Annotated in this window: 22 protein-coding genes; 10 read left to right on the top strand and 12 right to left on the bottom strand. The window is 51.8% G+C overall.

Annotated features, from left to right (window positions below; translation table 11 throughout):
• Positions 1 to 3: 3 nt before the first annotated feature.
• Complete coding sequence (locus EVJ29_RS09430) at positions 4 to 2,667, bottom strand: cation-transporting P-type ATPase (RefSeq protein WP_071397444.1); 2,664 nt, start codon at positions 2,665 to 2,667, stop codon at positions 4 to 6.
• 246 nt (positions 2,668 to 2,913) lie between these two features.
• On the opposite strand from EVJ29_RS09430, the gene EVJ29_RS09425 reads away from it, so the two are divergent.
• A complete protein-coding gene (locus EVJ29_RS09425) occupies positions 2,914 to 3,948 on the top strand; it encodes a PTS sugar transporter subunit IIC (protein ID WP_131489791.1) in 1,035 nt (344 codons plus the stop codon).
• Between the two features lie 40 nt (positions 3,949 to 3,988).
• Here the strand turns inward: EVJ29_RS09425 and EVJ29_RS09420 are convergent, their stop codons facing one another.
• The 3 genes from EVJ29_RS09420 to EVJ29_RS09410 form a co-directional block, all read right to left on the bottom strand.
• Positions 3,989 to 4,984: a Gfo/Idh/MocA family oxidoreductase gene (locus EVJ29_RS09420; protein ID WP_131505013.1), complete on the bottom strand. Its 996-nt coding sequence runs from the start codon at positions 4,982 to 4,984 to the stop codon at positions 3,989 to 3,991.
• Between the two features lie 61 nt (positions 4,985 to 5,045).
• Positions 5,046 to 5,534, bottom strand: a complete 489-nt coding sequence (locus EVJ29_RS09415; RefSeq protein WP_071397441.1) for a GNAT family N-acetyltransferase — start codon at positions 5,532 to 5,534, stop codon at positions 5,046 to 5,048.
• 85 nt (positions 5,535 to 5,619) lie between these two features.
• Entirely contained in the window at positions 5,620 to 6,045 is a 426-nt protein-coding gene (locus EVJ29_RS09410; RefSeq protein ID WP_131443834.1) for an OsmC family protein, read from the bottom strand.
• 95 nt (positions 6,046 to 6,140) lie between these two features.
• On the opposite strand from EVJ29_RS09410, the gene cls reads away from it, so the two are divergent.
• A complete protein-coding gene (cls, locus tag EVJ29_RS09405; RefSeq protein WP_071397439.1) occupies positions 6,141 to 7,598 on the top strand; it encodes a cardiolipin synthase in 1,458 nt (485 codons plus the stop codon).
• Between the two features lie 228 nt (positions 7,599 to 7,826).
• On the top strand, positions 7,827 to 8,669 hold the full coding sequence (locus EVJ29_RS09400) for a GGDEF domain-containing protein (RefSeq protein WP_158625523.1): 843 nt from the start codon (positions 7,827 to 7,829) through the stop codon (positions 8,667 to 8,669).
• A 63-nt stretch (positions 8,670 to 8,732) separates the two neighbouring features.
• On the opposite strand, the gene EVJ29_RS09395 is transcribed toward EVJ29_RS09400, so the two are convergent.
• From EVJ29_RS09395 to EVJ29_RS09360, 8 genes are all read right to left on the bottom strand, one after another.
• Positions 8,733 to 10,712 carry a methyl-accepting chemotaxis protein gene (locus EVJ29_RS09395; RefSeq protein WP_131505012.1) on the bottom strand — a complete coding sequence of 660 codons (1,980 nt, stop codon included), beginning with the start codon at positions 10,710 to 10,712 and terminating at the stop codon, positions 8,733 to 8,735.
• A 198-nt stretch (positions 10,713 to 10,910) separates the two neighbouring features.
• A complete protein-coding gene (locus tag EVJ29_RS09390; protein ID WP_131465120.1) occupies positions 10,911 to 11,576 on the bottom strand; it encodes an alpha/beta family hydrolase in 666 nt (221 codons plus the stop codon).
• A gap of 48 nt (positions 11,577 to 11,624) precedes the next feature.
• Positions 11,625 to 12,146 carry a GNAT family N-acetyltransferase gene (locus tag EVJ29_RS09385; RefSeq protein ID WP_131505011.1) on the bottom strand — a complete coding sequence of 174 codons (522 nt, stop codon included), beginning with the start codon at positions 12,144 to 12,146 and terminating at the stop codon, positions 11,625 to 11,627.
• Between the two features lie 132 nt (positions 12,147 to 12,278).
• Positions 12,279 to 14,186, bottom strand: coding sequence for a PTS fructose transporter subunit IIABC (locus tag EVJ29_RS09380; protein ID WP_131489796.1), 1,908 nt, complete (start codon positions 14,184 to 14,186; stop codon positions 12,279 to 12,281).
• On the bottom strand, positions 14,183 to 15,112 hold the full coding sequence (gene pfkB / locus EVJ29_RS09375) for a 1-phosphofructokinase (RefSeq protein WP_070327327.1): 930 nt from the start codon (positions 15,110 to 15,112) through the stop codon (positions 14,183 to 14,185). The genes EVJ29_RS09380 and pfkB overlap by 4 nt, the downstream gene beginning before the upstream one ends.
• Positions 15,109 to 15,855 carry a DeoR/GlpR family DNA-binding transcription regulator gene (locus EVJ29_RS09370; RefSeq protein ID WP_070327328.1) on the bottom strand — a complete coding sequence of 249 codons (747 nt, stop codon included), beginning with the start codon at positions 15,853 to 15,855 and terminating at the stop codon, positions 15,109 to 15,111. The genes pfkB and EVJ29_RS09370 overlap by 4 nt, the downstream gene beginning before the upstream one ends.
• A gap of 142 nt (positions 15,856 to 15,997) precedes the next feature.
• A complete protein-coding gene (locus EVJ29_RS09365) occupies positions 15,998 to 16,894 on the bottom strand; it encodes an alpha/beta hydrolase (RefSeq protein ID WP_236633496.1) in 897 nt (298 codons plus the stop codon).
• A gap of 111 nt (positions 16,895 to 17,005) precedes the next feature.
• Positions 17,006 to 18,202, bottom strand: coding sequence for a hypothetical protein (locus EVJ29_RS09360; protein ID WP_131465130.1), 1,197 nt, complete (start codon positions 18,200 to 18,202; stop codon positions 17,006 to 17,008).
• A gap of 266 nt (positions 18,203 to 18,468) precedes the next feature.
• On the opposite strand from EVJ29_RS09360, the gene nikA reads away from it, so the two are divergent.
• The 7 genes from nikA (at position 18,469) to EVJ29_RS09325 (ending at position 24,889) form a co-directional block, all read left to right on the top strand.
• The gene (gene nikA / locus EVJ29_RS09355) at positions 18,469 to 19,968 is read left to right on the top strand and encodes a nickel ABC transporter substrate-binding protein (RefSeq protein ID WP_070327331.1); all 1,500 of its coding nucleotides are present in this window, start codon (positions 18,469 to 18,471) and stop codon (positions 19,966 to 19,968) included.
• Position 19,969: 1 nt separating this feature from the next.
• On the top strand, positions 19,970 to 20,911 hold the full coding sequence (locus EVJ29_RS09350) for an ABC transporter permease (protein ID WP_161567031.1): 942 nt from the start codon (positions 19,970 to 19,972) through the stop codon (positions 20,909 to 20,911).
• Positions 20,908 to 21,687, top strand: coding sequence for an ABC transporter permease (locus EVJ29_RS09345; RefSeq protein ID WP_070327333.1), 780 nt, complete (start codon positions 20,908 to 20,910; stop codon positions 21,685 to 21,687). Before EVJ29_RS09350 ends, EVJ29_RS09345 begins: the two co-directional genes overlap by 4 nt.
• Before the next feature lie 18 nt (positions 21,688 to 21,705).
• The gene (locus EVJ29_RS09340) at positions 21,706 to 22,476 is read left to right on the top strand and encodes an ABC transporter ATP-binding protein (protein WP_131505009.1); all 771 of its coding nucleotides are present in this window, start codon (positions 21,706 to 21,708) and stop codon (positions 22,474 to 22,476) included.
• Positions 22,460 to 23,230, top strand: coding sequence for an ABC transporter ATP-binding protein (locus EVJ29_RS09335; RefSeq protein WP_131505008.1), 771 nt, complete (start codon positions 22,460 to 22,462; stop codon positions 23,228 to 23,230). Before EVJ29_RS09340 ends, EVJ29_RS09335 begins: the two co-directional genes overlap by 17 nt.
• The gene (locus EVJ29_RS09330) at positions 23,217 to 24,530 is read left to right on the top strand and encodes an MATE family efflux transporter (protein ID WP_161567344.1); all 1,314 of its coding nucleotides are present in this window, start codon (positions 23,217 to 23,219) and stop codon (positions 24,528 to 24,530) included. Before EVJ29_RS09335 ends, EVJ29_RS09330 begins: the two co-directional genes overlap by 14 nt.
• A 74-nt stretch (positions 24,531 to 24,604) precedes the next feature.
• Positions 24,605 to 24,889 (top strand): hypothetical protein, encoded by a 285-nt coding sequence (locus EVJ29_RS09325; protein ID WP_141737213.1) that lies wholly within the window; start codon positions 24,605 to 24,607, stop codon positions 24,887 to 24,889.
• The last annotated feature ends 4 nt before the right edge of the window (positions 24,890 to 24,893 follow it).

Below are 24,893 nucleotides of genomic sequence, written 5' to 3'. Positions count from 1 at the left end.
ACATCAGTGTATGTCTTTATTGCCGATGACACGACGTGAGATCGCTTTTTCAATCTCGACGATGACGAAGACGATGGCACCGAAGACGACCGGATAGATCCAATCATTCAAATCAAGTGCCGCTGTCCCGAACAACGTGTGCATAAACGGCACGTACGTGATGAACAGTTGAAGTGCAATCAATAGTGCCGATACGATAAACGCAATCTTGTTATCGAAAAAGTGGCGGTTAAACGCCGGAGCGAGTTCGGTCCGACAGTTATACAAGTGGAACAACTGGGCCATGACGATCGTATTGAGTGTGATCGTCTGCAGCTTCGCAGTCGAGAAATCAAAGTCGGCTAACATGTAGTTGATGATCAAGCTGCCTCCCCCGATCAAGATCGAGACGAAGATGATCCGAAACACGTAATAGCGACTCAACAGCGGGACGTTCGCCGGACGCGGCGGACGTTTCATCGTGCTCTCTTCGAGCGGTTCGAAGGCGATCGCGAGCGACAGCGTGATGGCAACGACCATGTTGACCCAAAGGATTTGGACCGGGCTGAGCGGTGCCGCGGCACCGAGCAAGATGCTCATCGCGACGAGGAGCGCTTGTCCACCGTTCGTCGGGAGCAAGAACAAGATCGTCTTCTTCAAGTTGTCGTATACACGGCGGCCTTCACGCACCGCGTTGTAAATCGTTTTGAAGTTGTCGTCGACGAGGACCATCTGCGACGCCTCTTTTGCGACTTCGGTCCCTTTGATACCCATCGCGACACCGATGTCGGCCCGTTTCAAGGCCGGGGCATCGTTGACACCGTCACCGGTCATCGATGTGATGAGCCCGTTTTGCTGCAATCCTTTGACGAGACGCAGCTTATCATTTGGGCTCGTCCGTGCGAACACATCGTTATGAACCGACGCTTCTTTGATCTCCTCGTCCGACATGTTCGTCAATTCTTTCCCTTCAAGTGCGCCTTCGACTTCCATGCCGAGTTCACGGGCGATGGCGACGGCTGTGTCTTTATGGTCACCCGTGATCATCTTGATGCGGATACCGGCGTCACGGCACGCCGCGACGGCTTCAATCGCCTCTGGACGTGGTGGATCGACGATTCCGTACAAACCAAGGAACGTGATACCGGATTGGACGTCCTCATGGTCGACCGTCTCTTTCGAGCGATCGACCCGTTTGAATCCGCCACCGAGGACACGTTGTCCGCGGTCGGCGATCTCTTTACGTTTCTCATCCCAATAGGTGCGGTCAAATTCCGTATCTTCAGCCATATCGAACAGGCGGTCTGGCGCCCCTTTGATGAAGATCATCCGCTCATCTTTATAGTCGACGAGCGTCGCCATGTACTTATACTCCGAATCGAACGGGATTTTCGAGATGACTTTCAGCCGTTCAATCGGTCGCTCCGCTTTTTCGGCGAGCGTGAGCAAGCAAGCTTCTGTCGGGTCGCCATTGATGACCCATTCGCCGTTTTCTTCATACAATTGGGCATCATTACACGTCTTCCCGACCGTGAGCAGATCGATCATCGACTCGTCGTCATCGAGGTCGAACGGTTGACCGTTTTGTTCGAGGTCACCATCTGGAGCGTATCCGCCGCCTGACACTTCGATATCGTGCTTCGCCGTGACGACTTGCTTGACGGTCATCTCGTTTTTCGTCAGCGTACCTGTCTTATCGGTACAGATGACAGAGACCGCCCCTAACGTTTCGACGGACGGTAGACTACGAACGATCGCTTTCTTCTCGGCCATGTTACGAACACCAAGTGCGAGAATAATCGAGATGACGGCAGGGAGACCTTCCGGAATCGCTGCGACCGCTAACCCGATCGTTGTCAGCATCAGTTCGATTGGATCGAAATCACGTACAAAGTAGCCGAACGCGTAAATGATGACCGAGATCACAAGGATCGCAATCGAGACCGTTTGACCGAATTTCGTCGTCTGACGGATGAGCGGTGTCTTCACCGTCTCGACTTCAGCGATCGATGCGTTGATTTGACCGAGCTCCGTCCCTTCACCGATCGACGTGACGATCGCTTTCGCGCTGCCCGTCGCTATACTCGTTCCTGAATAAATCATGTTTTTCCGGTCACCGAGGACAGCATCTTCCGCCACGACTTGAATTTTCTTCTCGACCGTCGTCGCTTCACCTGTCAAAGCCGATTCTTCGACTTTGAACTTCTCGGCTAGAATGACTCGCGCATCGGCCGGCACTTTGTCACCGGCGGCGAGCACCAAAAGGTCTCCGACGACGAGTTCGCTCGATTCGATTTGAATCTGTTTGCCGTCTCGGATAACGCTTGCTTTCGTCTCGAGCAGTTTTTTAATCCCTTCAAGCGCCTGTTCAGCCTTGTTTTCTTGCAAATAGCCGACGACGGCAATGATCGTGACGACGAGCGCGATGACGATCGTATCGATATACTCACCTAAAAAGCCAGTGACGACGGCCGCACCGATCAGGACGTACACAAGAATGTCATTGAACTGTCTCAAAAATTTTATGATTTCAGGTGTCTTTTCCTTTTCCGGCAGAACGTTCTTCCCGAACTGTTCTTGCCGACTCGACACTTCTTGCTTCGACAGCCCGTTGTCTACGTCTGTCTCAAGACTACTCCTCACCTCTTCCGGTTCGAGTGCGTGCCAATTTTTGTTCTCCATTTGCATCTCTACTCCTCCTTGGTCGATCCTATATGAAAATCTATCTCTTTTATGTTCCCACTCCACGGCTTCCTGACACATCAGACGACACATTTTCACAACTTTTTCAAAAAAACCGTTCACATTTGCCTCGTTTTTCATTTGGAAACGCTCCCATCCAAAAAAGTCGTGTCAGATGGATGAAATGGCTTTACATAACGGTCTGAATGGTTAACTATAGAGAAAATAAAACAGAGAGAAAGAGGTACACGTATGGTCATTATTCAAGGGATCGCCCTGTTGCTGTTGATTCTCGCCTTGTTCACGTTATTCAGTTACAAAGCACCGTTCGGGATGAAAGCGATGGGAGCACTCGCCGGCGCCGCAATCGCGAGCTTCCTCGTCGAAGCGTTCAACGCCTACGCGATCGGTGGGTTACTGCCGCTCCCTTTATATGAAGAAGTCGGCCAAGCTGCCGGTGCGCTGTCGGGACCTGCGGCAGCAGCACTTGTCGCGATTGCGCTCGGCATGAACCCGGTCTACGCGTTGATGCTCGGTTTGTCCGTGTCAGGCTTCGGGATTCTCCCCGGCTTTTTCGCAGGGTACGTCCTCGCCTTACTCGGCGGCAAGCTCGACCGGCACCTCCCGGCCGGTGTCGACATGATTTTTTACGTCATCGTCATGGCACCGCTCGCCCGTCTCGTCGCCATCGGTGTCGATCCGCTCGTCTCGAACACGCTCGCTCAAATCGGGGCGGTCATCGAGCTCGCAGCGACGCAAAATCCGATTGTGATGGGACTCGTCCTTGGCGGAATCGTCACGGTCGTCTCGACATCACCGCTCAGTTCGATGGCGCTCACGGCGATGCTCGGTCTGACCGGTGTCCCGATGGCAATCGCGGCCCTTGCCTTGACGGCGTCGATTTCGATGAACTATTTACTCTTTAAGCGATTGAACATCGGCTCGAAGAAAGACCAACTTTCGGTCGCGATCGAACCGCTCACACAAGCCGACCTCATCTCGGCGAATCCGATCCCAATCTATAGCGTCAACTTTGTCGGTGGTGCCATCGCCGGACTCATCGTCGCGATGACCGGAATGGTGAACAACGCACCTGGGTCTGCCGCCGGTATCCCGGGACTGCTCGTCATGTATGGCTTTAATGACTGGCAGACGGTGACGGTGACGGCAATCATCGTGTTCGCCGTCGGCATCATCGCCGGTCTCATCGGCAGCAAACTGTTCAGCAATTTCCCGATCGTTCGACATACGGAAAAGATGGCAAATCCGGAAGAGGAAGCCGCATGAAAAAGCAGGAAGTCCAATTCGCGGACTTCCTGCTTTTTCGTTATTCAAACGATAATGTTGTTTGCGTTCGAGACGATTGCCGTGCAAGTTCGATCACACGCGTCGTCAACAAAGCGTCCTCGAGGGAAACGACCGGCCGTCGCGTCGAATAACTGTCAGCGAGCTGGCGATAAAATGCCAAATAACGCCCCGGCTCGATTTCAATCGTTTGCGGCTCATTTACAACGAGCGTCCCCGTCTCACGGACACCCGCTTCGATCGTGCCGTCTCGGAGCGCGGCCTCTTGCGGGTCGAGACCGTATTTCATAAAGCTGCCTGCCGTACCGTGGACTTCAAAGCGAGGCGCTTCAACGGCGACGAACGGGTTCGAACGTAAGTAGACGCGCTTTTCACCGTAGTGTAGCGTCACGTTGAAGCCGTCGTCGGACTGTCCGCCGTCTCGTTGGACCATGACGTCTGCTGAGACGTGGTCCGGTTCGCCGAACAACACGAGCGCCTGATCGATCAAATGACTGCCGAGGTCGAACAAAATACCAGACCCAGGACCTGCGTTCTCACGCCATCTGTCCCGGACAAGCGGACGGAACCGGTCAAAGCGTGATTCATACACTTTCCAGTCTCCGATTCGGTTTGATTCGAGCAGTGACGCCACCGTCAAGAAATCTCCGTCCATGCGTCGGTTGTGGAACACGTTGACAATCCCGTCACGCGTCTTCTCGAGGGCGATGAGGGATTCCCCTTCCTCAGACGTTAGGAACGCCGGCTTCTCGACGAGGACGTCTTTGTTTGCGTCGAGACACACCGTTACCATGTCTTTATGTAAGTTCGACGGTGTCGTGATCACGAACAGCGTCGCATCGGTCGAAATCGCTTCTTCGAGCGTCGCGTATACATCCACATCAGGGAGCACGGCACGGACGTCATCCGGTCTAGAGGAGACGACCCCAGTGATGTTGAATTCCTCGAGCGTCGTCAAAAATGGCAGGTGGAACGTTGTAGCCGAGAAGCCGAAACCGACCAATATAGTGTTGATCATATCTATTCCTCCTTTGTTTCTTCATGATTCATTGTAACAAAAAAAGGGGTACATTAACCCCTCACGCACTGACACTTTCATCCAAACCATATTCAAACGTGTTGTATCCGTTACGTGAATCGACGTAAACGAAACCAAAACGTGGATAATACTCGTTCAAAAACTCGTTGTCGGCGACACAGTCGAGACGGATCGGCTCGTTACCATCGGCTTCGCGGAGCACATGTTGCATCAGCTGTTGACCGACGCCACGGCCTTTCAATTGCTCACTGACGACGATGCGATGGATGTATTGACCGCGCTCGCCATCTTCCCATAAATTGTGATCCCATTCATCCGGAGGAAGCAAGGCGATCGAGGCCAAGACAAAGCCATGTTGTTCATACACGTACACACTTCCCGTCGCAATGTCGGTTCGCACGCGTTCTAACAAATCTAGCTCCAAATATTCCGTCCACTGGTCACTTCCTGTTTCATTAAGCGCTACGGCTCGTTGTTCGATTAGGTGCGCGATGTGTTTAGCATCGCGTTTCGTCGCGAGTCGAATCATAACGTCCTCCTTTATTTATGCAGTATTTGAAATACCAATATAACGGAGACATTCGACCGATTTCAACCATCTTGCTTGAGCGATGTCATCGGAACGGGATGACGTCGCCCCCGTTCAATTGATAGCTATACGTCAAAGTCGCGTTCAAGCTATGCGATACCGAGCAATAGCGGTCGACGGACAGTTCGATGGCACGGCGGACCCGTTCCTCCGGCATCTCCCCTTCGAGTACATATAAAATATGGATCGTCGTGAACCGCATCGGGTGCTCGGTCGCCCGCACCGCATCGACTTCCATACCGAACCGTTCGAGCGGCAGGCGCATCTTGTGCAAAATCGAGACGATATCGATGCCCGTGCAGGCCGCCGTGGCGTGCAGCAACATCTCGGTCGGCCGTGGCCCCGTATTCATTCCCCCGACATCCGCCGCCGCATCGAGCGTCATGCTATGTCCGGAAGGAGTCGTCGTTTGAAACGCCATCCCTTGTTGCCAATCCACTTTCAAGTTCATCTCAGTCTCCCCCTTATTTTTTCACTAGCATACTATTCCCTCGATTGAGGTATTATAAAGCTAGTTGCACAATTTGTCGTTTAGGAGTGGGTCGCATGGAATGGTCGGTCATAATCAGTTGGGGGCTGTATATCGTCCTTGGGTTAAATTTATTGTTCGCTTTAGCAGTTATCTTCGCGGAGCGCCGCGATGTCGGTGCCACCTGGGCCTGGTTGCTCGTATTATTTTTCCTACCGATCCTTGGATTTATCATCTACTTGTTCCTCGGTAGACAGCTTAAAAAAGATAACTTCTTTAACTTGAGTGTTGAGGAACGATCGTTTCATTCGTTGCAAGTCGAGAGTCAAATCGAACAGATTCGTCGCAAAGAGACCGCCCTCTCGCAACCGCTGTTTGCGAAGTACGAACAGTTGCTCGAGATGAACTTGCGCTCATCGAAGTCACTCATCAGCGTCCATAACAAGTCGACCATCATGCATGACGGTGAACAGAAGTTCAAGGCGCTGATGGACGATATTCGGAGCGCCGAGACCGAGATCAACATCCAGTACTACATCATCCAGCGTGATGCCCTCGGGAAGGCATTGATCCACGAGTTGATCGAGCGCGCCAAAGCGGGCGTCAAAGTCCGGCTGTTGTATGACGCGGTCGGATCGCGCAGCCTCCGCGATTCAGACTTTAAGGAGTTGATCGCGCATAACGGTGAAGTCCGTGTCTTTTTCCCACCGACGTTCGGCTTGATCAATTTCAAGTTGAACAACCGGAACCACCGAAAAGTCGTCATCATCGATGGGAAGATCGGCTACGTCGGCGGCTTTAACGTCGGTACCGAATACCTCGGCCTCGTCGAAAAGTTCGGCTATTGGCGCGATACCCACCTCCGGGTCGAAGGGGACGTCGTCTACCACCTGCAGCACCGGTTCATCTTGGACTGGAACTTTTCGGGGAGCAAGCATCACGACCCTGAAAACTCGTTCTGCTTCGCGCACCATGATATTAAAGAGCAGTCACCGATGCAAATCGTGACGAGCGGACCGAACTCGGACACCGAGCACTTGAAGAATATGATGATCAAAATGATCGCGTCGGCGAAGCAACGGGTCATCATCCAAACGCCTTACTTCATCCCGGATACGAGCTTCATGGACGCCTGCAAGATGGCACTCCTCTCTGGTGTCGAGATGGACATCATGATTCCCGGAAAACCGGACCATCCGTTCGTCATGTGGGCGTCGCTGTCGTTTCTCGGTGAGCTGCTCGACTACGGGGCGAACGTCTACATGTACGATGAAGGCTTCCTGCACGCGAAGACGCTCGTCGTCGATGATGAAATTTCAACTGTCGGGACGACGAACTTGGACGCTCGCAGCTTCCGCTTGAACTTCGAAGTGAACGCCATCATCTACGACGAGCGGGTCGCTCTTGAGCTCGCCTCGTTGTTCGAGTCGGACGTCGCCGTCAGTCGCCGCTATACGGTCGACGACTATGCGGTCCGGAAGTGGAGCGTCCGGATGCGCGAAGGTGTGTCACGGTTGCTCAGCCCAATCTTATGACCGTTGTGAGATCGCGCCAGCGGTCTCTTTTTTATGTCCATCAGCCGACAGATTCTAGATTTCAGCTTATTTTTATCATGTTTTAGCTAATATTCTTCCAAATAAGGGTATAAAGTATCAGTACGAACGTCCTAAACTCTCGTTTCGTTAAAGAAAGGAGGAAGTATGCGTTCGCGCATATGTCATTCTATGGCTGATCAAGAACGAATTCACCAAGACACCCACACCATGAAACCCGATCCTTCCTCGTGGGACCAGTTACCGATCGGTCTCTTTGCATTCGATACGTTCGGACGCATCATCAGTTACAACGATTCATTCGTCGACTTACTCGGGGTCGTCCCAATGACAAGCTCGACGTTTGAACGGTGCACGACCTCAACGTTTGACTTATACGGTGCCGTCGCCCGTGTATTGGCAGGCGAGACCGTCCGTTTAGCCGGTTGGTATACCCCTCCGAATCGACAGCCCCGTTTCGTCCGGACGACGATGTCGCCCAGCTTTCAGGCTGACGGCCGAATCGACGGCGGGGTCGGCGTCATCGAAGACATGACCGAACAGCGACGTTATGAAGAACGGATGGAGCATCTGTCGTCACTCGACCCGTTGACCGAGTTATTCAACCGTAAAAAAGTCGGCGACGTCCTGACCTCGGCTGTCCAAGATACGGTCGACACGAAAGCACCTGCCGCCGTCATCATGCTCGATATCGACTACTTCAAGCTCGTCAACGACACGTTCGGTCACCCGACCGGCGATCTCGTGTTACGTTCGATCGCTCAATTGCTCCGCCGAAATATAAGGAAGACCGATTCGATCGGTCGCTGGGGCGGCGAGGAGTTTTTAATCGTCGCCCCGCAGTCGACACTTACTGATGGCATCCAGTTGGCCGACAAGTTACGTCAAAAGATCAACGACGAACCGTTCGGTCCGGTCCCGCACGTCACATGTTCGTTCGGCGTCAGTTCGCTTGATGGCGGAAAGACCGTCGAACAAGCACTTCAAGACGCGGACGAGGCGCTGTACGTGGCAAAAAACTCAGGCCGCAACCAAGTGTCGAGCAAACGATGATATGAACTCTAAGAAGAATCGAAATGTACCAAAAAGGCAGAGCGGATCCGCTCTGCCTTTCGTTTATACATTGAATCGTGATACGAGTTCTTGCAACTCCTCCGCCATATCGGCGAGTGCTTTCGCGGATTGCGAGACTTCCTCCATCGAACCGAGCTGGTCTTCTGTCGTTGCCGCGACTTGTCTCGAGGCGTTCGAATTCTCGTCGGCGATGTGAGCGATTTGCGTCGCTGATGCTGAAACTTCTTCGACGTTCGCCGCGATCTCTTCGACAGTGGCCGTCACGTCCTCGATCCGTGGCGTCATCTCCTGCGTCCGTAACATAATCTTCTTGAAGCGCTCCGCCGTGTTCTCGGTCGTCTCAAGACCCGCTTTCGTATGGGCCGACACTTCTTTCATCAACGTGACAGACCGCTCCGTCTCTTGCTTGATGTTCTCAATCAACTGCGAAATTTGCTTCGTCGAGTCCTGTGACTGTTCGGCTAGCTTCCGGACTTCACTCGCGACGACGGCAAACCCTTTCCCGTTCTCACCGGCGCGGGCAGCTTCAATCGCAGCGTTCAAAGCGAGTAAGTTCGTCTGCGTCGCGATCCCGTTGATCACATCGACAATGTTTCCAATCTCGTTCGAACGCTTTGCGAGTGACTCGATGACTGCGCCGAACGTCTCGACCGATGTGTCGATCGCTTTCATTTGCGTCACGTTATGGGTGACGGCAGCTGTCCCGTCTTCCGCTTCGATCGCCGTCTCGCGAGACAGTTCCGATACGTCCGTCGAGCTTTCAGCGATGCGCATGATGCCTGCCGTGATCGCTTGGAGTGAGACGGCGTTGTCGTCGAGCTGACGTTTCGAATCGTCGGCGCCGGCCGCCATCTGCTGGACCGCACCGGCAATCTGCTCAGAAGATGCTGTATTTTGCGCCGAGTTGGCCATCAGTTCTTGCGACGATGCGGCGACTTGTCCAATCGATTGATCGAGGTTGATGATGATCGAACGGAGTGACGCCGTCATGCCGTTGAAACTTTCAGCGACCCGGCCGATCTCATCGTTCGAATCGATGATGATTTCTTCCGTCAAATCTCCCGCCTGAATCCGTTCCGCGCCCGTCGTCAAACGGTTCAACGGTCGAATGATCGAGCGTAAGATGAAGTATAAGATGATTGAGGCCAACAGACTCATCGCAGCAATCACGCCCACGGTCGTCCAAAGAATACCAATCGTCTCTTCTGTGATCTCATCATCATACAGCGTTCCGGCCACTTTCCAACCCGTCAAGTCGTTCGTCATGAAGTCCATCTGTTTGTCTTCATTTTCGAACACATATGAAAAACTGCCATCTTTGCCATCATAAAGCGATTCGACCCAATCGCCCGACCCCTTCTCGCCTGCTGCTAACGTCGGATGGGTCACGAACTGCTGGTTCGCATCAAGGATCGTGACGTAGCCTTCTTTCCCGATTTGAATGCTAGTCGCGACTTCGGCGATATCATCAACGTCGACGTCGACCGCGATGACGCCACGACCGTCATCCGTTGTCTGCGATAACGTGACCATCATCTTGTTCGAGGCCGCATCGACGTAAGGGTCGGTGATGACGACGTTTCCTTTGGCACCATCTGCCGCTTCGTACCACGGACGCGTCCGGGGATCATAGTCGTCCGGCATCGTTTGGACCGGATAGATCGTCATCGTGCCTTCAATGGACGCATAATAGATGTTCGTCACTTTCGGATGGGTCGCCAAATATTCGACGAACTTCTCCTCTAACCCAAGGTTGTCTTCTCCGTCTTCGTAGAGCGACTCATCGATCCGCCCCGCAAAAAAGGCGACGTCGCGCTCAATCGGTTCAATCAAATTCGTGATCTCATCATTCATCCGCTCCACACCCGCGTGTGCCGACTGCATGATTTGATCCGTAATTTTTTGTTTCGCCTGATAGTAAGCGACAAAGCCGATCAATAACGATGGAATCAATAATAAGAGCAATGACATCGTGATCAATTTTTGTTTAATGCTGATGGTTCGTTGTTTCGTCCGTTTCATAAATAACCCCTATTCCCGAGAATAACTCTCGCTACGTTAACCTATGTATCGGCTAGAATTCGGGTCTTTTTGATGACCTAGACAAAAAATCATTACCGTTTTTCTATTCTTGTCAATTGAAAACCTTTTCATTATATACAGAAAACCGTCTGTTCACATCAAGCGAACAGACGGTCCTGTCAATGGGTTAACCGCGGCTTAATCGTCATCCGTTGCATTGTCTGGTAGAAACTGATTGATGGCATCGATCACTTGTGTGAGGACGGCAAGCGAGCCCAACGTATCGTGCTCACGTTCTAGGCTGTGGTTCACATCAGGAAGCAGAACCGACGTCAGCAAAGGAACGTCTGAAATTTCTTTGTAACGGCTCTCCGTATAACAGTGGTCACGGTCCCCGATGACGACGAGGCGAGGTGTCTCAGACGAAACGATAGTCTCCCTGACATCATCTCGTTGAATGAGTGGCGTTAGCCAGATAGCAAACGCATCCTGGAAAATCGGTCTTTTCAATTCCGTGACCATCGCAATCGTGCCGAGCGACTTGCCGATCAAATAAAATTGCTCATATGTATGATTTGACAACACGTGGTCGACAACCGTGGCCACATCCTGTCTAACAATCTCGCCGATGTCTTCGATTTCATCGTATTGCTCGCGATAATATTCATAGTTAATCTCCAATACATCAACGGAGCGCTCGAGCAACAAGCTCGTCGAAAAATGAAACATCGGGGCATCGGTCGAATAGCGAAAACCGGGCAATAAAATGGCAAGCTGAGAAGAAGTCGTCTCATGTTGCATCAGCGAATACGGGATTTCGATTCCGCCAATTCCTGTCACTGTACTCGTTACTACTTGAATCATAAACTGCCTCCTTATTAATGAAATAGACGCGGCCCGATAGGCCGCGTCTCAAGCTCCAACAATTGCATCATAGTTCGCTTCCGTCCAACCATAGGCGACTTCGCGCAACGCAAGTTCGCCGAACAAACGCTCTTTCGCATCGACGACTCGTCCTTGGCGCTGTTCATAAAACGCCCGATGCGGGTTCAGCTCGAGCGCCCAAATGAGTAGTCCACGGCTAGACATCGTTTGGACCGCGCGTTCGAGTAAGAGTGAGCCGATTCCGTTCCGTTGATGGTTTTCTAAAATGTAAATCGCGTAAATCTCGTTCGGATGGTCCGGATAGTCCCCCGTCCGCTCGTCCCCATACAATACGAAACCAACGATTTCCTCATCGACTATGGCGACGAATCCGCTGACTTCGCGGTTAGAAAGGGCACTTCGGATTTTTTCCGACCACTCGATCGACCCAGAAGAAAGCTTTAATAAAACTTCAGTCGGAACGATCCCCCGATAAGTCGTTCGCCAACCGTTGACCCTGACGCGTGCGATCCCGTAAGCGTCTTTCGGCTCAGCTTTCCGTATTTGCATCCGTACCCCCTCCTACCCTAAGTTTTACAAGTAGTTTACCACAAATCACCGAATCGAAATCACACTTCTTCCAGAAACGACTGACAATCATTTGACAAAAAACGACCGTAGGAATCCCTACGGTCGAGTTTGTTAAGCGACATCACGCGTTGGCTCTGCCGTCGCTGTCGTAAGCGGTTTTTTCAAGAACGAGAGGAGGAGTGCTCCGACGAGTGCCCCTACGAGAATCGCAAGTGCGTAGAGACCCATGCTCATCGCGACGTTTCCAGCTCCTTCAAGTAATGGGAAGACGAAGATCCCACCGTGCGGCGCCGGCAATTGAATCGCGAAGAAGGCAGATAATCCACCGGCGAGTGCTGACCCGAGGATTGCTGACGGTAATACCCGGATCGGGTCGGCCGCAGCGAACGGGATAGCTGCTTCTGTGATGAACGAGGCGCCCATGATGTACGCCGTCTTACCAGCTTCACGTTCTTGTTTCGAGAACTTCTGACGAGCGAACACGGTTGACGCGAGCGCGACGAGAAGCGGTGGCACCATGCCACCTGCCATGACGGCCGCCATGACTTCTTGGTTTCCGGCTGTGAGTGCCGCCGTACCGAACACGTACGCCGTTTTGTTGATCGGGCCACCCATATCGACGGCCATCATGCCACCGACGATGACACCGAGCAAGATGGCGTTAGCACCACTCATGCTGTTGAGCGTATCCATCAACCATGTCATGAACGCTGCGATCGGTTCGTTGACGACAAGTAGCATGATCATCCCTGAGATGAACGAGCCGAGCAACGGATACAGGAGGACTGGTTTAATTCCTTCAAGCGTCGCTGGCAATTTCGCGAGTGCTTTTTTCAAGAACAGGACGACGTAACCAGCTAAGAAACCGGCGATGAGTCCACCGAGGAATCCGGCATTCCCTTCGCTCGCGAGCACACCGGCGACGAGACCAGGTGCGAGACCCGGACGATCGGCGATCGACATCGCGATGAAACCGGCAAGGATTGGGACGAGGAAACCGAACGCCGCGCCACCGATCGTCATGAGCTGAGCCGCAAATTCATTGTAAGACGGGTCATCTGGGTTTGCCGAGTTGATGCCCCAGAAGAAGCTGAGGGCAATCAACAGACCACCGGCGACGACGAGTGGCAGCATGGCTGATACCCCGCTCATCAAGTGTTTGTAAATGCCGGTGCGCTGTTCTTTAGGAGCGCCTGACGTCCCTGTCGAACGGTAAACCGGTGCATCTTGTTTCACAGCCCGATTGATCAACTCTTCAGGTTTGCGGATGCCTTGCGCGACCGGTACTTCGATCACGTGTTTCCCGGCGAACCGCTCCATGTCGACGGCTTTATCGGCCGCGACGATGATAGCTGTCGCTTTGGCGATATCAGCTGCCGTCAATTCGTTTTTGACGCCAGTCGAACCGTTCGTCTCGACCTTGATGTCGACACCCATCGCTTCTGCTTTTTGTTTCAGGCTGTCTGCTGCCATATACGTGTGCGCGATGCCGGTCGGGCAAGCTGTGACGGCAAGGATATAAGGTGCATCCTTTTTGACCGTTTTTTCAGCAACCGGTGCCGCTTCGGCCGCTTCTTTCTCTTCGATTGCGCGAATGACGTCATCTTCTGACGTTGCCGCATAGAGACGTTCCTGGAATTTTGGATCCATAAGGAAGACGGATAATTTCGAGAGTGTTTCTAAGTGCTCGTTGTCGGCGTGTTCGCCTGCTGCGATCATGAAGAACAGGCGGCTGTCTTGGCCGTCGAGCGCTTCATAGTCGATCCCGCTCGAGCGACCAAAGGCGATCGCGGGTGCTTTGACAGCTTTCGTCTTCGCGTGCGGGATGGCAATCCCTTCACCGAGTCCGGTCGTGCTTTGCGCTTCGCGGGCCAAGATGGCGTCGCGATAACCGTTCCGGTCCGATAGCTTACCGGCCCGGTCGAGCACGTCGACGAGCTCATCGATGACGTCTGCTTTTGAACGACTGCGGAGATTCAGTTGGATCGTGTCCTTTTTGAGTAGGTCCGTGATGTTCATGTTGTTTCCTCCAATCGGGATAGTGGGGTGACGTCGACTTCGCCGACCAAGCGGTCCACGTCTTGTTTCGTACAGAGGCCAAACGTATAAGCAGACGCGCTGCCGGTCGTGACCGCATAGCGGAACGCCTTGGTTGCGTCGTGGTCTAAAATGTTAGCGACAAAGCCGGCGACGAGTGAATCACCCGCTCCGACCGAGTTGACGAGTTTCCCGCTCGGCGTGTTAGCCGTATAGGCGCCTGAACCGTTGACGAGCATCGCGCCGTCTCCTGCGAACGAGACGATGACGTTTTTGGCGCCACGCTCGACTAACTGTTCCGCGTAAGGGAGCGCCTGGTCAAACGTCTCGATATCGACATCAAACAGTTCACCGAGTTCGTGATGGTTCGGTTTGATCATGAGTGGTTCGAGCGAGAGCACCTCGAGCATCGCCTCTTTTGTTGTATCGACGACGAAGTCGGCTCCGTTCGCTCGAACTTTCTCAGCGAGCGTCCGGTAAAGTGTGCTCGGCAGATTGCCAGGGATACTTCCGGCCAAGACGACGATATCACCTGCTTGGACGTGTTCGAACTGTGCTGTCAACTGTTCAAGTTCCGTGTCCGAGATGACAGGACCACTCGCGTTCAATTCCGTCTCTTCTTTCGCCCGGATCTTGACGTTGATTCGGGTCTCGCCATCGACTTCGATGAAATCGGTCTCGACACCCTTGTCCGTCAACGCTTTCTTAATAAATTCACCTGTCGTTCCGCCGATGAATCCTAGGGCGACCGTATCGGCGTCAAACTCACGTAAGACGAACGAGACGTTGATACCTTTTCCTCCGGCCCGTTGCGTCGTCTCTTGGATGCGGTTGACCTCACCTAAGACGACTTCTGGCAATGTGACGTAATAATCGATTGATGGGTTAAGTGTTAACGTGTAAATCATTGGGCGTTCACCACCTTTGTTAATGTTTCGACTGAACTGACGTACGGTGCACCGCTCATCGTGATGAGTGTCGCCGCCTCGAGGGGCGCCACTCGGCTGAACGAACGTTTCCCGAATTTTGAATCGTCCGCCAAGATGTAGGCGTCCCGAGCCAGTTCAATCGCTGTTTTTTTGACGAGGGCTTCTTCTGGGTCAGGCGTCGTATAGCCCGCTTCTAGGTCGACCCCGTTGATACCGAGAAAAGCGACATCGACCCGATAGTTCATCATGCTCTCGCGGGCGTTGTAGCCGACGAGCGCTTGCGTCGAACGTTTCAACTCGCCGCCGATCACGAACGTTTTAATATCGAGATCGAACAAGTCGTTGGCAATCGGGAGGCTGTTCGTGACGACGATGACTTTCTTACCTGTCAAGTAAGGGACCATCGCCTGTGTCGTCGTCCCGGCATCGAGATAGACGGACATCCCGTCTTCGATGAACGTCGCGGCCTTCCGTGCGATCGCGACTTTCTCATCGACGTGCCGATCCCGTTTTTCCTCGAACGTCGGTTCGTCTTCAGCGCGAACGACGAGCGTCGCCCCGCCATGAACCCGTTCAAGGTAGCCTTCGGCCTCAAGGTCCGTCAAATCACGGCGGATCGTCGACTCTGACGCCCCCATCCATTCGACCAACTCTTTCAGCTTGACGATCTTTTGTTCCGACAACCGTTGCAAAATCATCTGATGTCGTTGTTTCGTTAACATCGTATTCCCTCCGTATCTCTAATATAAAGCGTTTACATTCAAAAAACAATCAAAAACATTCAAATTCATTCACTTTTTATCTTATTGTCACAATTATAACACAAAAAACGGTCACTGATTGACCGTTTTCGACTGTTTTTGACTATTTGATTAACCAATCGTTCAATTTCTGTAACAGCTGTGGATGAAGCGGGGCCTCGATCGCCTCACGATATTCTTTGTGCAACGTTAAAAGTGAATGCGGGCTCGTCCGTTCGACGAGCAGGTGGTTCATATCTTTAATGATATAGCTGTCGACATCGCCTTTCGTCCGCAGTGAATGGACGTGTTCAGGCGGGACTTGGACGTCACGGTCACCGGTGATGGCAAGCAGCGGGACACGCACGAGCTCGAGCCGTTCCCGGACGTCATACGACGCATGTTCACGAATCCATTTGGCGTTGACGACTTGGCCTCGGTATTTGAACGCAGCGACGTTCGTCCGGAGCGAGCGCTCGAGCAGATCGTCTTGCCGTTGTCTGACTTTTTTCGGGACGCCGGTCAACCGGTAAAACATCCCTTTCAACCCTTTCACGCGCCCGATCTCGGACGCGAGCGCGTCGGCTTGATGTAAAAACATCTGTTTCGACGAGTCGTTGAAGCCGGCGAGTAGGATCAATCCGGACGCATTTGTCTCGAGTTGAACGGCCGGGGCGATGACCGCCCCTTCGCTATGGCCAAGCACGTAGACATCGCCTGTTTCAGGCAACCGTTGGATCGTTTTCACGACTTCGATCGCATCGTTGACCAAGTCATGGAGTCCGACTTTATTAAAGTCACCATCCGACTCCCCAATCCCTTGTTTGTCGTACCGAAATACGTTGACGCCCATGCCATATAGCGCGTCGGCTAGTTTTTTATACGTATTGAACTGGACAGGTCCGACATTGCCGTTCCGGTCACTCGGCCCGCTCCCGCTCAAGATGACGACCGTCTTTCGCTTCCCGTCATGCAATAAAAGCGTACCGGCCAGTTCACCGTAATGTCTTGTAATGTTCATGTTTCGTTCCATTGTATCGCCTCCTCTTTCATCATACCGAACAATTCGAGAGAGGACGAGTGTTTCAGTCAAAAAGAAAGAACCGCCCTCACACGGGGACGGTTCAAGACATCATTGTGTGGCGAGCCAATCTGTTAGCCAAGCGACGTGGTCTTCCATCGCCTCGTTCGACAAACGGTCGATTGTATCGGCTTCAGTTAAAGCATCAAACTCAGCCGTCAATGAATCGCTTAATGACATGACCGGTACGCCTTCCGCATGAAATTCATCTAAATACGACGTCCCGAGTGGCTTCACATCAAGTGATGACCAGCTTCCTTGCTCAAGGACCGGCAGTCTTGTCATCCCTTTTGTCCTTACAAAACGTGCATCTTCCCCGGTACCAAGAATATCTAATGACAGTACTAAAGACGGCAAAGTTTCAGCCTGTTTCGCTGTTTCTAAATAATCCATGGCGGTCTCGTAGCCACCCCCACTTCCGTTCAAGAAGAGATACCGGATCGTTGCATCCGTATCAATGCCATCCATTTGTTCGATGAGCGCGTACAATATCGATGAACCACCAAGGCTCCATAACGCATGGTCCCCGTAACCCGTGCCGTCAAGCCTAGCCAAGATCACAATCTCCTCGTCTGTTTTACCAGGTTGAATAAATTCGACATACGGCACCTCGTCGTCGACGAACGGTTCGACCGAGACATGCGTCCCGTCCGTCAAACGATCTGCTGTCTCAACGTCGACGCCGATGCCGGGCAGCCGCGTCCGTGGCGAAGTATAAATGGTTCCGTAATAAGCCTCTTCTTGTTCATCGGGCGTGACAATGTACCCTTCGGCTCCTGCCTCCAACAGGTTGAGTAAGTGGCGATTCGCCTCATCATCAATGAGGACCTCTCCATATGGATCAGCCGACGTGTCCCTCCTGTCAAACTCGAGTGATTTGACCGTCATCGGCAAAACGACGACTTTTCCTTCTACATCATCAATCGGTTCGTTCCAATCCGTTTGAATCACTTCACCGTCAAATCCAGCTTCTAAGATGAAATGAGATACACCATCGAATCGTTCGTCGTCTTCAATGGTCAACGTCGTCCAATGGCTCGGTACGGAGGCATAATGGACGAAACGGTCCATCTCAAGATCGAGCTCGGTCCCGAGCGACTCGAACAGCTCGACGTTCTCCCAACTGTTAACGTCTCGGTCGAAAGACGCAAAGTATTCGGCCGTCTCATACGGGGTGGCGTTTGTGAACGGACTGACGTACAAAAAGACGACATATAGTACCGATAGTAAGCTAAACATAATGTTCATACGAGTTGTCTCCAATAACTAAGTAATAATTTCAACCAATGATCAAGAAACAATGGATAACTTGGAAATTATTATTATAAATGGCTTTTAGTACTTTTTCATTTAATTTTTTATAGGTTTAAATATATTTAACAACACATAACCATTCAATCACCACCAGTGTTACCTGTTAATTTAAACATAAAATTCACCAGTTGATACATTGTAATGATTACGCTATGATGTAATTCGTAATCATTACAATTTGAAAGAAGGATGTCATCTCTATGAAATATGTAGTTCCGCTCATATGTACTATCGCTCTATTTTTTTTAACGGCTTGCAACGATTCCAATCAAGACGATCGGCATTTACATTTCGTCTATAACTTCTCAACTCAGTCGCTAGACCCCCACCGCGATTCAAGTTACGTTCCGCTCCGGGCCGGTGTGACAGAGACGCTTTTTAAATTGAACGATGAGACGTTATCGGTCGACCCCTGGCTCGCACAATCGTTCGAACAAGTGAACGAAACGACGTGGCGCGTTTACATACGAGAAGACGTGACGTTCCATAACGGGAAACCGCTCGACACGCAGGCCGTCAAACGTTCACTCGACCGTTCTCTCGAAGAGAATACAGGGATCCGCAGCGCGTTACGCATCGAATCGATTACAGCGGAAGCATCGAGCCTCCTAATCGAGACGACCGTCCCTTATCCAGAACTCGTCAATGAACTCGTCCATCCGAACACATCCATCATTGACGTCACTGCAGATGATGCCATCGATCAAATACCTGTCGGGACCGGCCCTTATCAAGTGACGTCGTTCCAACCCGGCTCGAACATCCAACTTGAACGGCATGATGCATACTGGGACGGTCAACCGAAACTCGATACGGTCACGTTCACGTTCAACGAAGACCCGGGGTCGCGCACGATGGCGCTCCGGTCTGGCGAAGCAGACATCGTCTATCGTCCAGAAATCGAGATGATCGACACGTTGGAGCAGGACGGGTTCGTCGTCGACAAGGCGGAGACGTTCCGTGTCCATCAGTTGACGATGAACCTTGAACGTGAACATATGCAGTCACTCGCGATGCGCCGCCTGATTGACTCGCTCATCAATCGCGAACAAATCGTGGACGGCATTTTGAATGGCTATGCCACACCTGCTGTCGGTCCATTCTTACCGTCTTTCCCGTTCGCCCCGTCCTACCCTTCTGACGAGGGACAAGATGTCCTGGACCTGGTCAAACAAGACGGTTACGAGCAAGTCAACGGCGTGTTGATGAAAGACGGTGAGCCGGTTCGGCTCAATCTGTTGACGTATAGCTCACGACCTGACTTACCACTCATCGCACAGTTGATTCAATCGGATGCGAAGCAAGTCGGGATAGAAATCGATATTCAAATGATTGACACACCGGAAGAATATATGGCCGCCGAACGAGACTGGGACCTTGCGACGTATAGCAATTTGACCGCACCACGTGGGGACGGCGGCTACTACTTGAACGCCACGTTCCATCCGAACGGCGCGTTGAATTTCAGTGGCGTAGAAGATGCGACATTGACGCAGAAAATCGACCGCTTGAATCAGACGGTCGACCGTGCTGAACGCGACCGAATGACCGAAGAAATTGCGCAATATGTCGATGAACGTGTCATCAACTCATTTTTAGTCCACCCTTCGACGAATGTTGCTTTGAAAGACAACGTGCATGGGTGGGTCACTGAAAAGAGCGAATACTATATGATCACAAAAGATTTGGATGTGTTGTGATATGACGCGATTCGTGGCACGTAAATCGCTTGAGTGGGGACTAGCTTTTCTAGTCTTCACTTTTTTCAGTTTTTTGCTTCTCCGACTCGTCCCGGGAGATCCCGTCCTATACTTATTGAAGGTCGACGAACTGCAAGTCGATGTCGCCGAGATTGACCGCCTCCGCGAGGAGCTTGGCTTCACGGATCCGGTATGGGTCCAATACGTGAATTGGCTCTCTGAAATCGTTCGATTAAACTTAGGCGATTCACTCATCACCGGTCAGCCTGTGACACAATTGTTTAAAAACAACTATGCCGCGACGTTCGAACTCGCGGCCGGAGGTCTCCTCGTGGCGATTGTGCTCGCCGTCCCGCTCGGTACCATCAGCGCTTTCCGACCAATGTCTGTCTTTTCCAAGCTAGCAACCGGATTGTCGATTGTCGGGTCATCGGTCCCTAGTTTTTTAATCGGCTTGTTTTTGATGTATGTATTCGCCGTGTCACTCCAATGGTTCCCTGTAATGGGACGAAACGGCTGGGACAGCCTCGCCTTACCGTCTTTGACGTTAGGCATTGCCGTTGGCGGCGTCTATATCCGGCTCATCCGCTCGACATTACTCGACGTGATGGCGGCTGATTACGTCGTGATAGCAAAAGTTCGGGGAATCCGTTCAAAAAAGTTACTGACGCGCTATATCGCCCGGGCCGCCTTGCCCCCTGTCATCTCGATGTTCGGCGTGAGCGTGGCGAGCCTCATGGGAGGAGTCGTCGTGCTCGAAGTGTTATTCGCTTATCCCGGGGTCGGCAAACTGATGGTGGATTCTGTTTTACGCCGTGATTTCCCCGTCTTGCAAGGGTATCTCGTCTTTACGACTTGTTTAGTCGTCAGTATCAATCTCGTGACCAACGTGATGTTACGTTTACTGCAGCCTCACCTCTATCGAAAGGATGTGTCCCGATGAAACAGCGCCGATTCATCATAAGCGGTTTGGCAATCTTCGTCGTGATGTATGCATTGACATCGATGGTCGACCCGTTCGCGACGAACGTGACGAATCGACTTGCCTCACCATCGCTGCATCATCTGCTCGGCACCGATCACCTAGGGCGAGACGTCTTGTCACGACTCCTTCTTGCAGGCGGGATCACGGTCGGTTTAAGTACCGTCATCATTCTCATCACAGCGACGGTCGGCATCATTCTTGGGACGATCAGCGGGTTCGTCTATCGCAAATTGGAGCGAATCGTCACAAAAGTGACAGATGCGACCATCATCTTTCCCGATACGGTGCTCGCCATCGTCCTCGCTGGAGTCCTAGGTCCGAGCATTCAAAGCCTTGTGCTCGCCATCAGTTTGATTAAGTGGACGTCCTATACACGACTCGTACACACGCTCGTCCTGCAAGAGAGCACGAAGGGACACGTCCTCGCTGCGCGCGTGAACGGTCTTTCGAAACCGAAAATCGCACTCCGGCACGTCCTTCCTGCCGTCTGTCCGCACATTCTTGTCGTCATGAGTCTTGACCTTGGAAAAGTCATCCTCTTGATTTCCGCCTTCTCCTTCATTGGACTAGGTGTTCAATTACCGTTACCAGAATGGGGGGGGATGATCAGTGAAGGACGACATTACCTTGCAACGAATCCGGCGCTCGTTTTTTGGCCGGCGTTCTGTATCGTGTTAACCATTATCGGGTCGACGAGACTCTCGACAAAACTGACACGTCATTTTCAAGTTTAAGCGTTAGGAGGCAACGTAATGTTAGTCATTGATCAACTTTCTATCAAGCATGACGAACGTCCACTTTTACAAGACGTCTCATTCGCCATCGAACGAAATGAGTGGGTCTGTCTCGTCGGCGCGAGCGGAAGCGGCAAATCACTTCTCGTCAAATCGATTTTGCAGATGCTTCCCAACACGCTTCAGACGACAGGTACAATTTATTGGAACGACCAAGAGATTGGGGATGCCAGTAAAACGTGTTCCATTTATGGGTGCGAGATTGGATACATCCCACAACATTACACGACGTCGTTCGCACCATTTTTGACGATGGATGAGCATATTCGGGACTTGTTCGAAAGTCATGACGAGGCATACGACAAAGACCGTATCCGCTCCTCCATGGCCGAGATTCATTTATCGGAAGAACTCCTCAATCGCTATCCACTCGAACTGAGCGGTGGTCAACTTCAGCGGTTTTGCTTATTACTTGCGAGCATTCTTCAACCAACACTCATCATCGCGGACGAGATCACGAATGCGCTCGACGTGCTGACGGCTCGGCAAGTGACCGAATGGTTGAAGTCGATGATCGGTCAAACATCGAGCATGCTGTGGGTCACTCACGATTTAGCCGAAGCGATGACCTATGCCGATCACATCCTCGTCATGAAAGATGGGCGCATCGTTGACGCGGGAAATCGTGAGCACCTGATCGCCTCGGAGAACCCGTATACCAAGTCTTTGCTTCAAGCGGCACCGATTTTAAAACGAGAGGAACGACTCGAACATGTTATTACACGTTGAAAAAGTCTCGAAAAACTATGGTAGCCACTCTGTATTATGTAACGTCACGTTCACGGTTCAGGCTGGCGAATCGGTCGGCTTGATTGGGACGAGCGGTAGCGGAAAGAGCACCTTGTCTCGCTGTATACTCGGACTTGAGCTGGTTGACGCAGGACAGATTCAGCTATGTGATCTGTCTTGGCAGACCGCTTCATGTCGGGAAGTCACACAGATGAGGCAACGCATTCAAGCTGTGTTTCAAGACAGCGCCGAATCGTTCAACCCGAGATGGACGCTCGCAGATTCCATCTTGGAGCCGCTTCGTCATTTTCGTTTGATTGAACCGTACGATGAACGGGCCAAGTTAGAACACTTGTTTGACATCGTTCAACTTCCGCACACATGCATGGCCTCGTATCCTCGTGAATTGAGCGGAGGGCAAAAACAACGTGCCGCCATCGCCAGGTCTCTTAGCCTGAATCCTCAACTCATTCTTCTCGATGAGGCAACGACAGCACTGGACACCATCACGCAACATCACATCGTCGACATGCTAAAGTCCTATCATCGCGACCAGTCGATGGCATTTTTAATCATCTCCCACGATTTATCGGTCGTATCGAAACTGTGTGACCGTATCCTTGTCTTGTCCGAAGGGACGATCGTGGACTCTTTCAACGGCAATGAATTGTTTGATGACTCGCGCCATCCGTACACGATTGCATTGCGCGACGCCTTCGTCGAGAAGGGTCGGTTCTTGCATGGTGTCGACTAAATCATTTTGGCTCATCGCTTACCCGCTCGTGCTCGCCGGTTTCTCAACGCCGCTGCTTGGTGTCGTCGATACGATTGTAATCGCGAACACGGACGAATTGACCGCGATTGGTGCAGTCGCCGTCGGTGCGGTCGTCTTTAACACCCTTTATTGGCTGTTCGGCTTTCTAAAGATTAGTACGAGCGGATTCACAGCGCAAGCACTCGGGAAACAAGATGCAACACGCGTTCAAATGAGTTTGTTCCGGCCGCTCGTCATCGCGTTTGTTGTTGGAACAAGTTTTCTCTTGTTCCTGATCCCGATTCGCGAAACCGCCATTCATCTACTTGTAACGGATGCATCCATGGCCGACTCCGTTCGGACTTATATTACGACGCGACTTTACGCCGCTCCATTCGCGCTTGGTACGTACGTCCTACTCGGCTGGCTGATTGGGCATGGGAGCGTGCGCACCGCCTTAGTCATCCAAGTCGGTGGCAACCTGATGAACATCATCTTAGACGTTTGGTTTATCCACGTGTTTTACGATCCGGTTGCCGGGATTGCTTTTGCGACGAGTTTGTCAGAAGTGATGACGTTTGGATTGGGTTGGCTGTTCGTACAAAGCCGTATCACGTTTTCCGCACAGATAAGCCGCGATTTGATGAACACGGGCGCTTATATTACTTATTTGACCGTCAACCGTGACTTGTTCATCCGTACCGTCTTCTTACTTCTCATGACGGGCTCGTTCACTGCACTTGGAGCCAAACAAGGCGTCGAGGCATTGAGTGCGAATGCCATCTTGTTTCAATTGCAGTATGTGATCGCTTATTGGTTCAGCGGCATCGGTCAAGCTTCCACCGTATTGATTGGGCGCGCAATCGGGCAAAAATCGAATGAAACCTATCGACTCACGGTTCAGATCGGCTCTCGGTTTATTTTGTGGTCAACGGTTATTATCACCGTACTACTGTCAGTGGCACAGGATGGAATCATTCACCTCTTCACGGAAGATATAGCGCTCCGCTCGACGATTGAGACGTATTATATGTGGATTATTTTGTATCCGTTCATCGGTGGTTTGGCCATGTTGTATGAAGGTGTCTTTGCCGGCATCGGAGACGCTCGGCCCGTCCGTAACTCACTCATCTATGCGTTTATCGTGTTTACGATTGTGGCCTTCTTGCTCGTCCCCTCCATCGGGAATCATGGGGTTTGGTTAGCTTTTCTTTGCTTCAGTCTCACACGGTCGCTCTCGTTGGCGATGAATGAACGCAGGAGACGAAATTGTCTGTTTTCGCCATCTCACCTTTCATAAAAATGGTATAGTGAAAAGATATTACAAAGTCGAAAGATAGAAATACGAAAACCAAAAGACGGTTGGTGCAATCTATGAATAATGTTTACAATCCGAATCAACAAATAAAGAAAAAGCGCTACCTGTGCGCTTTCCTCCTCCTCGCCTTGCTCAATACAGTACAACATGCATACGACATTGGTTTTGACGCATCCTCTCCGTACCGACTCGTCGGCGGTCTAGTTTTTTATGCATTCTTGCTTTATTTTGGGCTGAGAAATAAAGCGTGGGCTGAGATCGCGATCAAGTTTGTCGTCTGGTTCAACGTCATCGCTTTATCCGTCATCCTCCTGTTCATGGGACTTTCCTTAATTGCATGACAAA

This window comes from Exiguobacterium sp. SH4S7, from assembly GCF_004336795.1.
GTDB classification, from domain to species: domain Bacteria; phylum Bacillota; class Bacilli; order Exiguobacteriales; family Exiguobacteriaceae; genus Exiguobacterium; species Exiguobacterium aurantiacum_A.
Note: the sequence above shows the minus strand (reverse complement) of the source record. Positions and strands in the feature narration are given on the sequence as shown.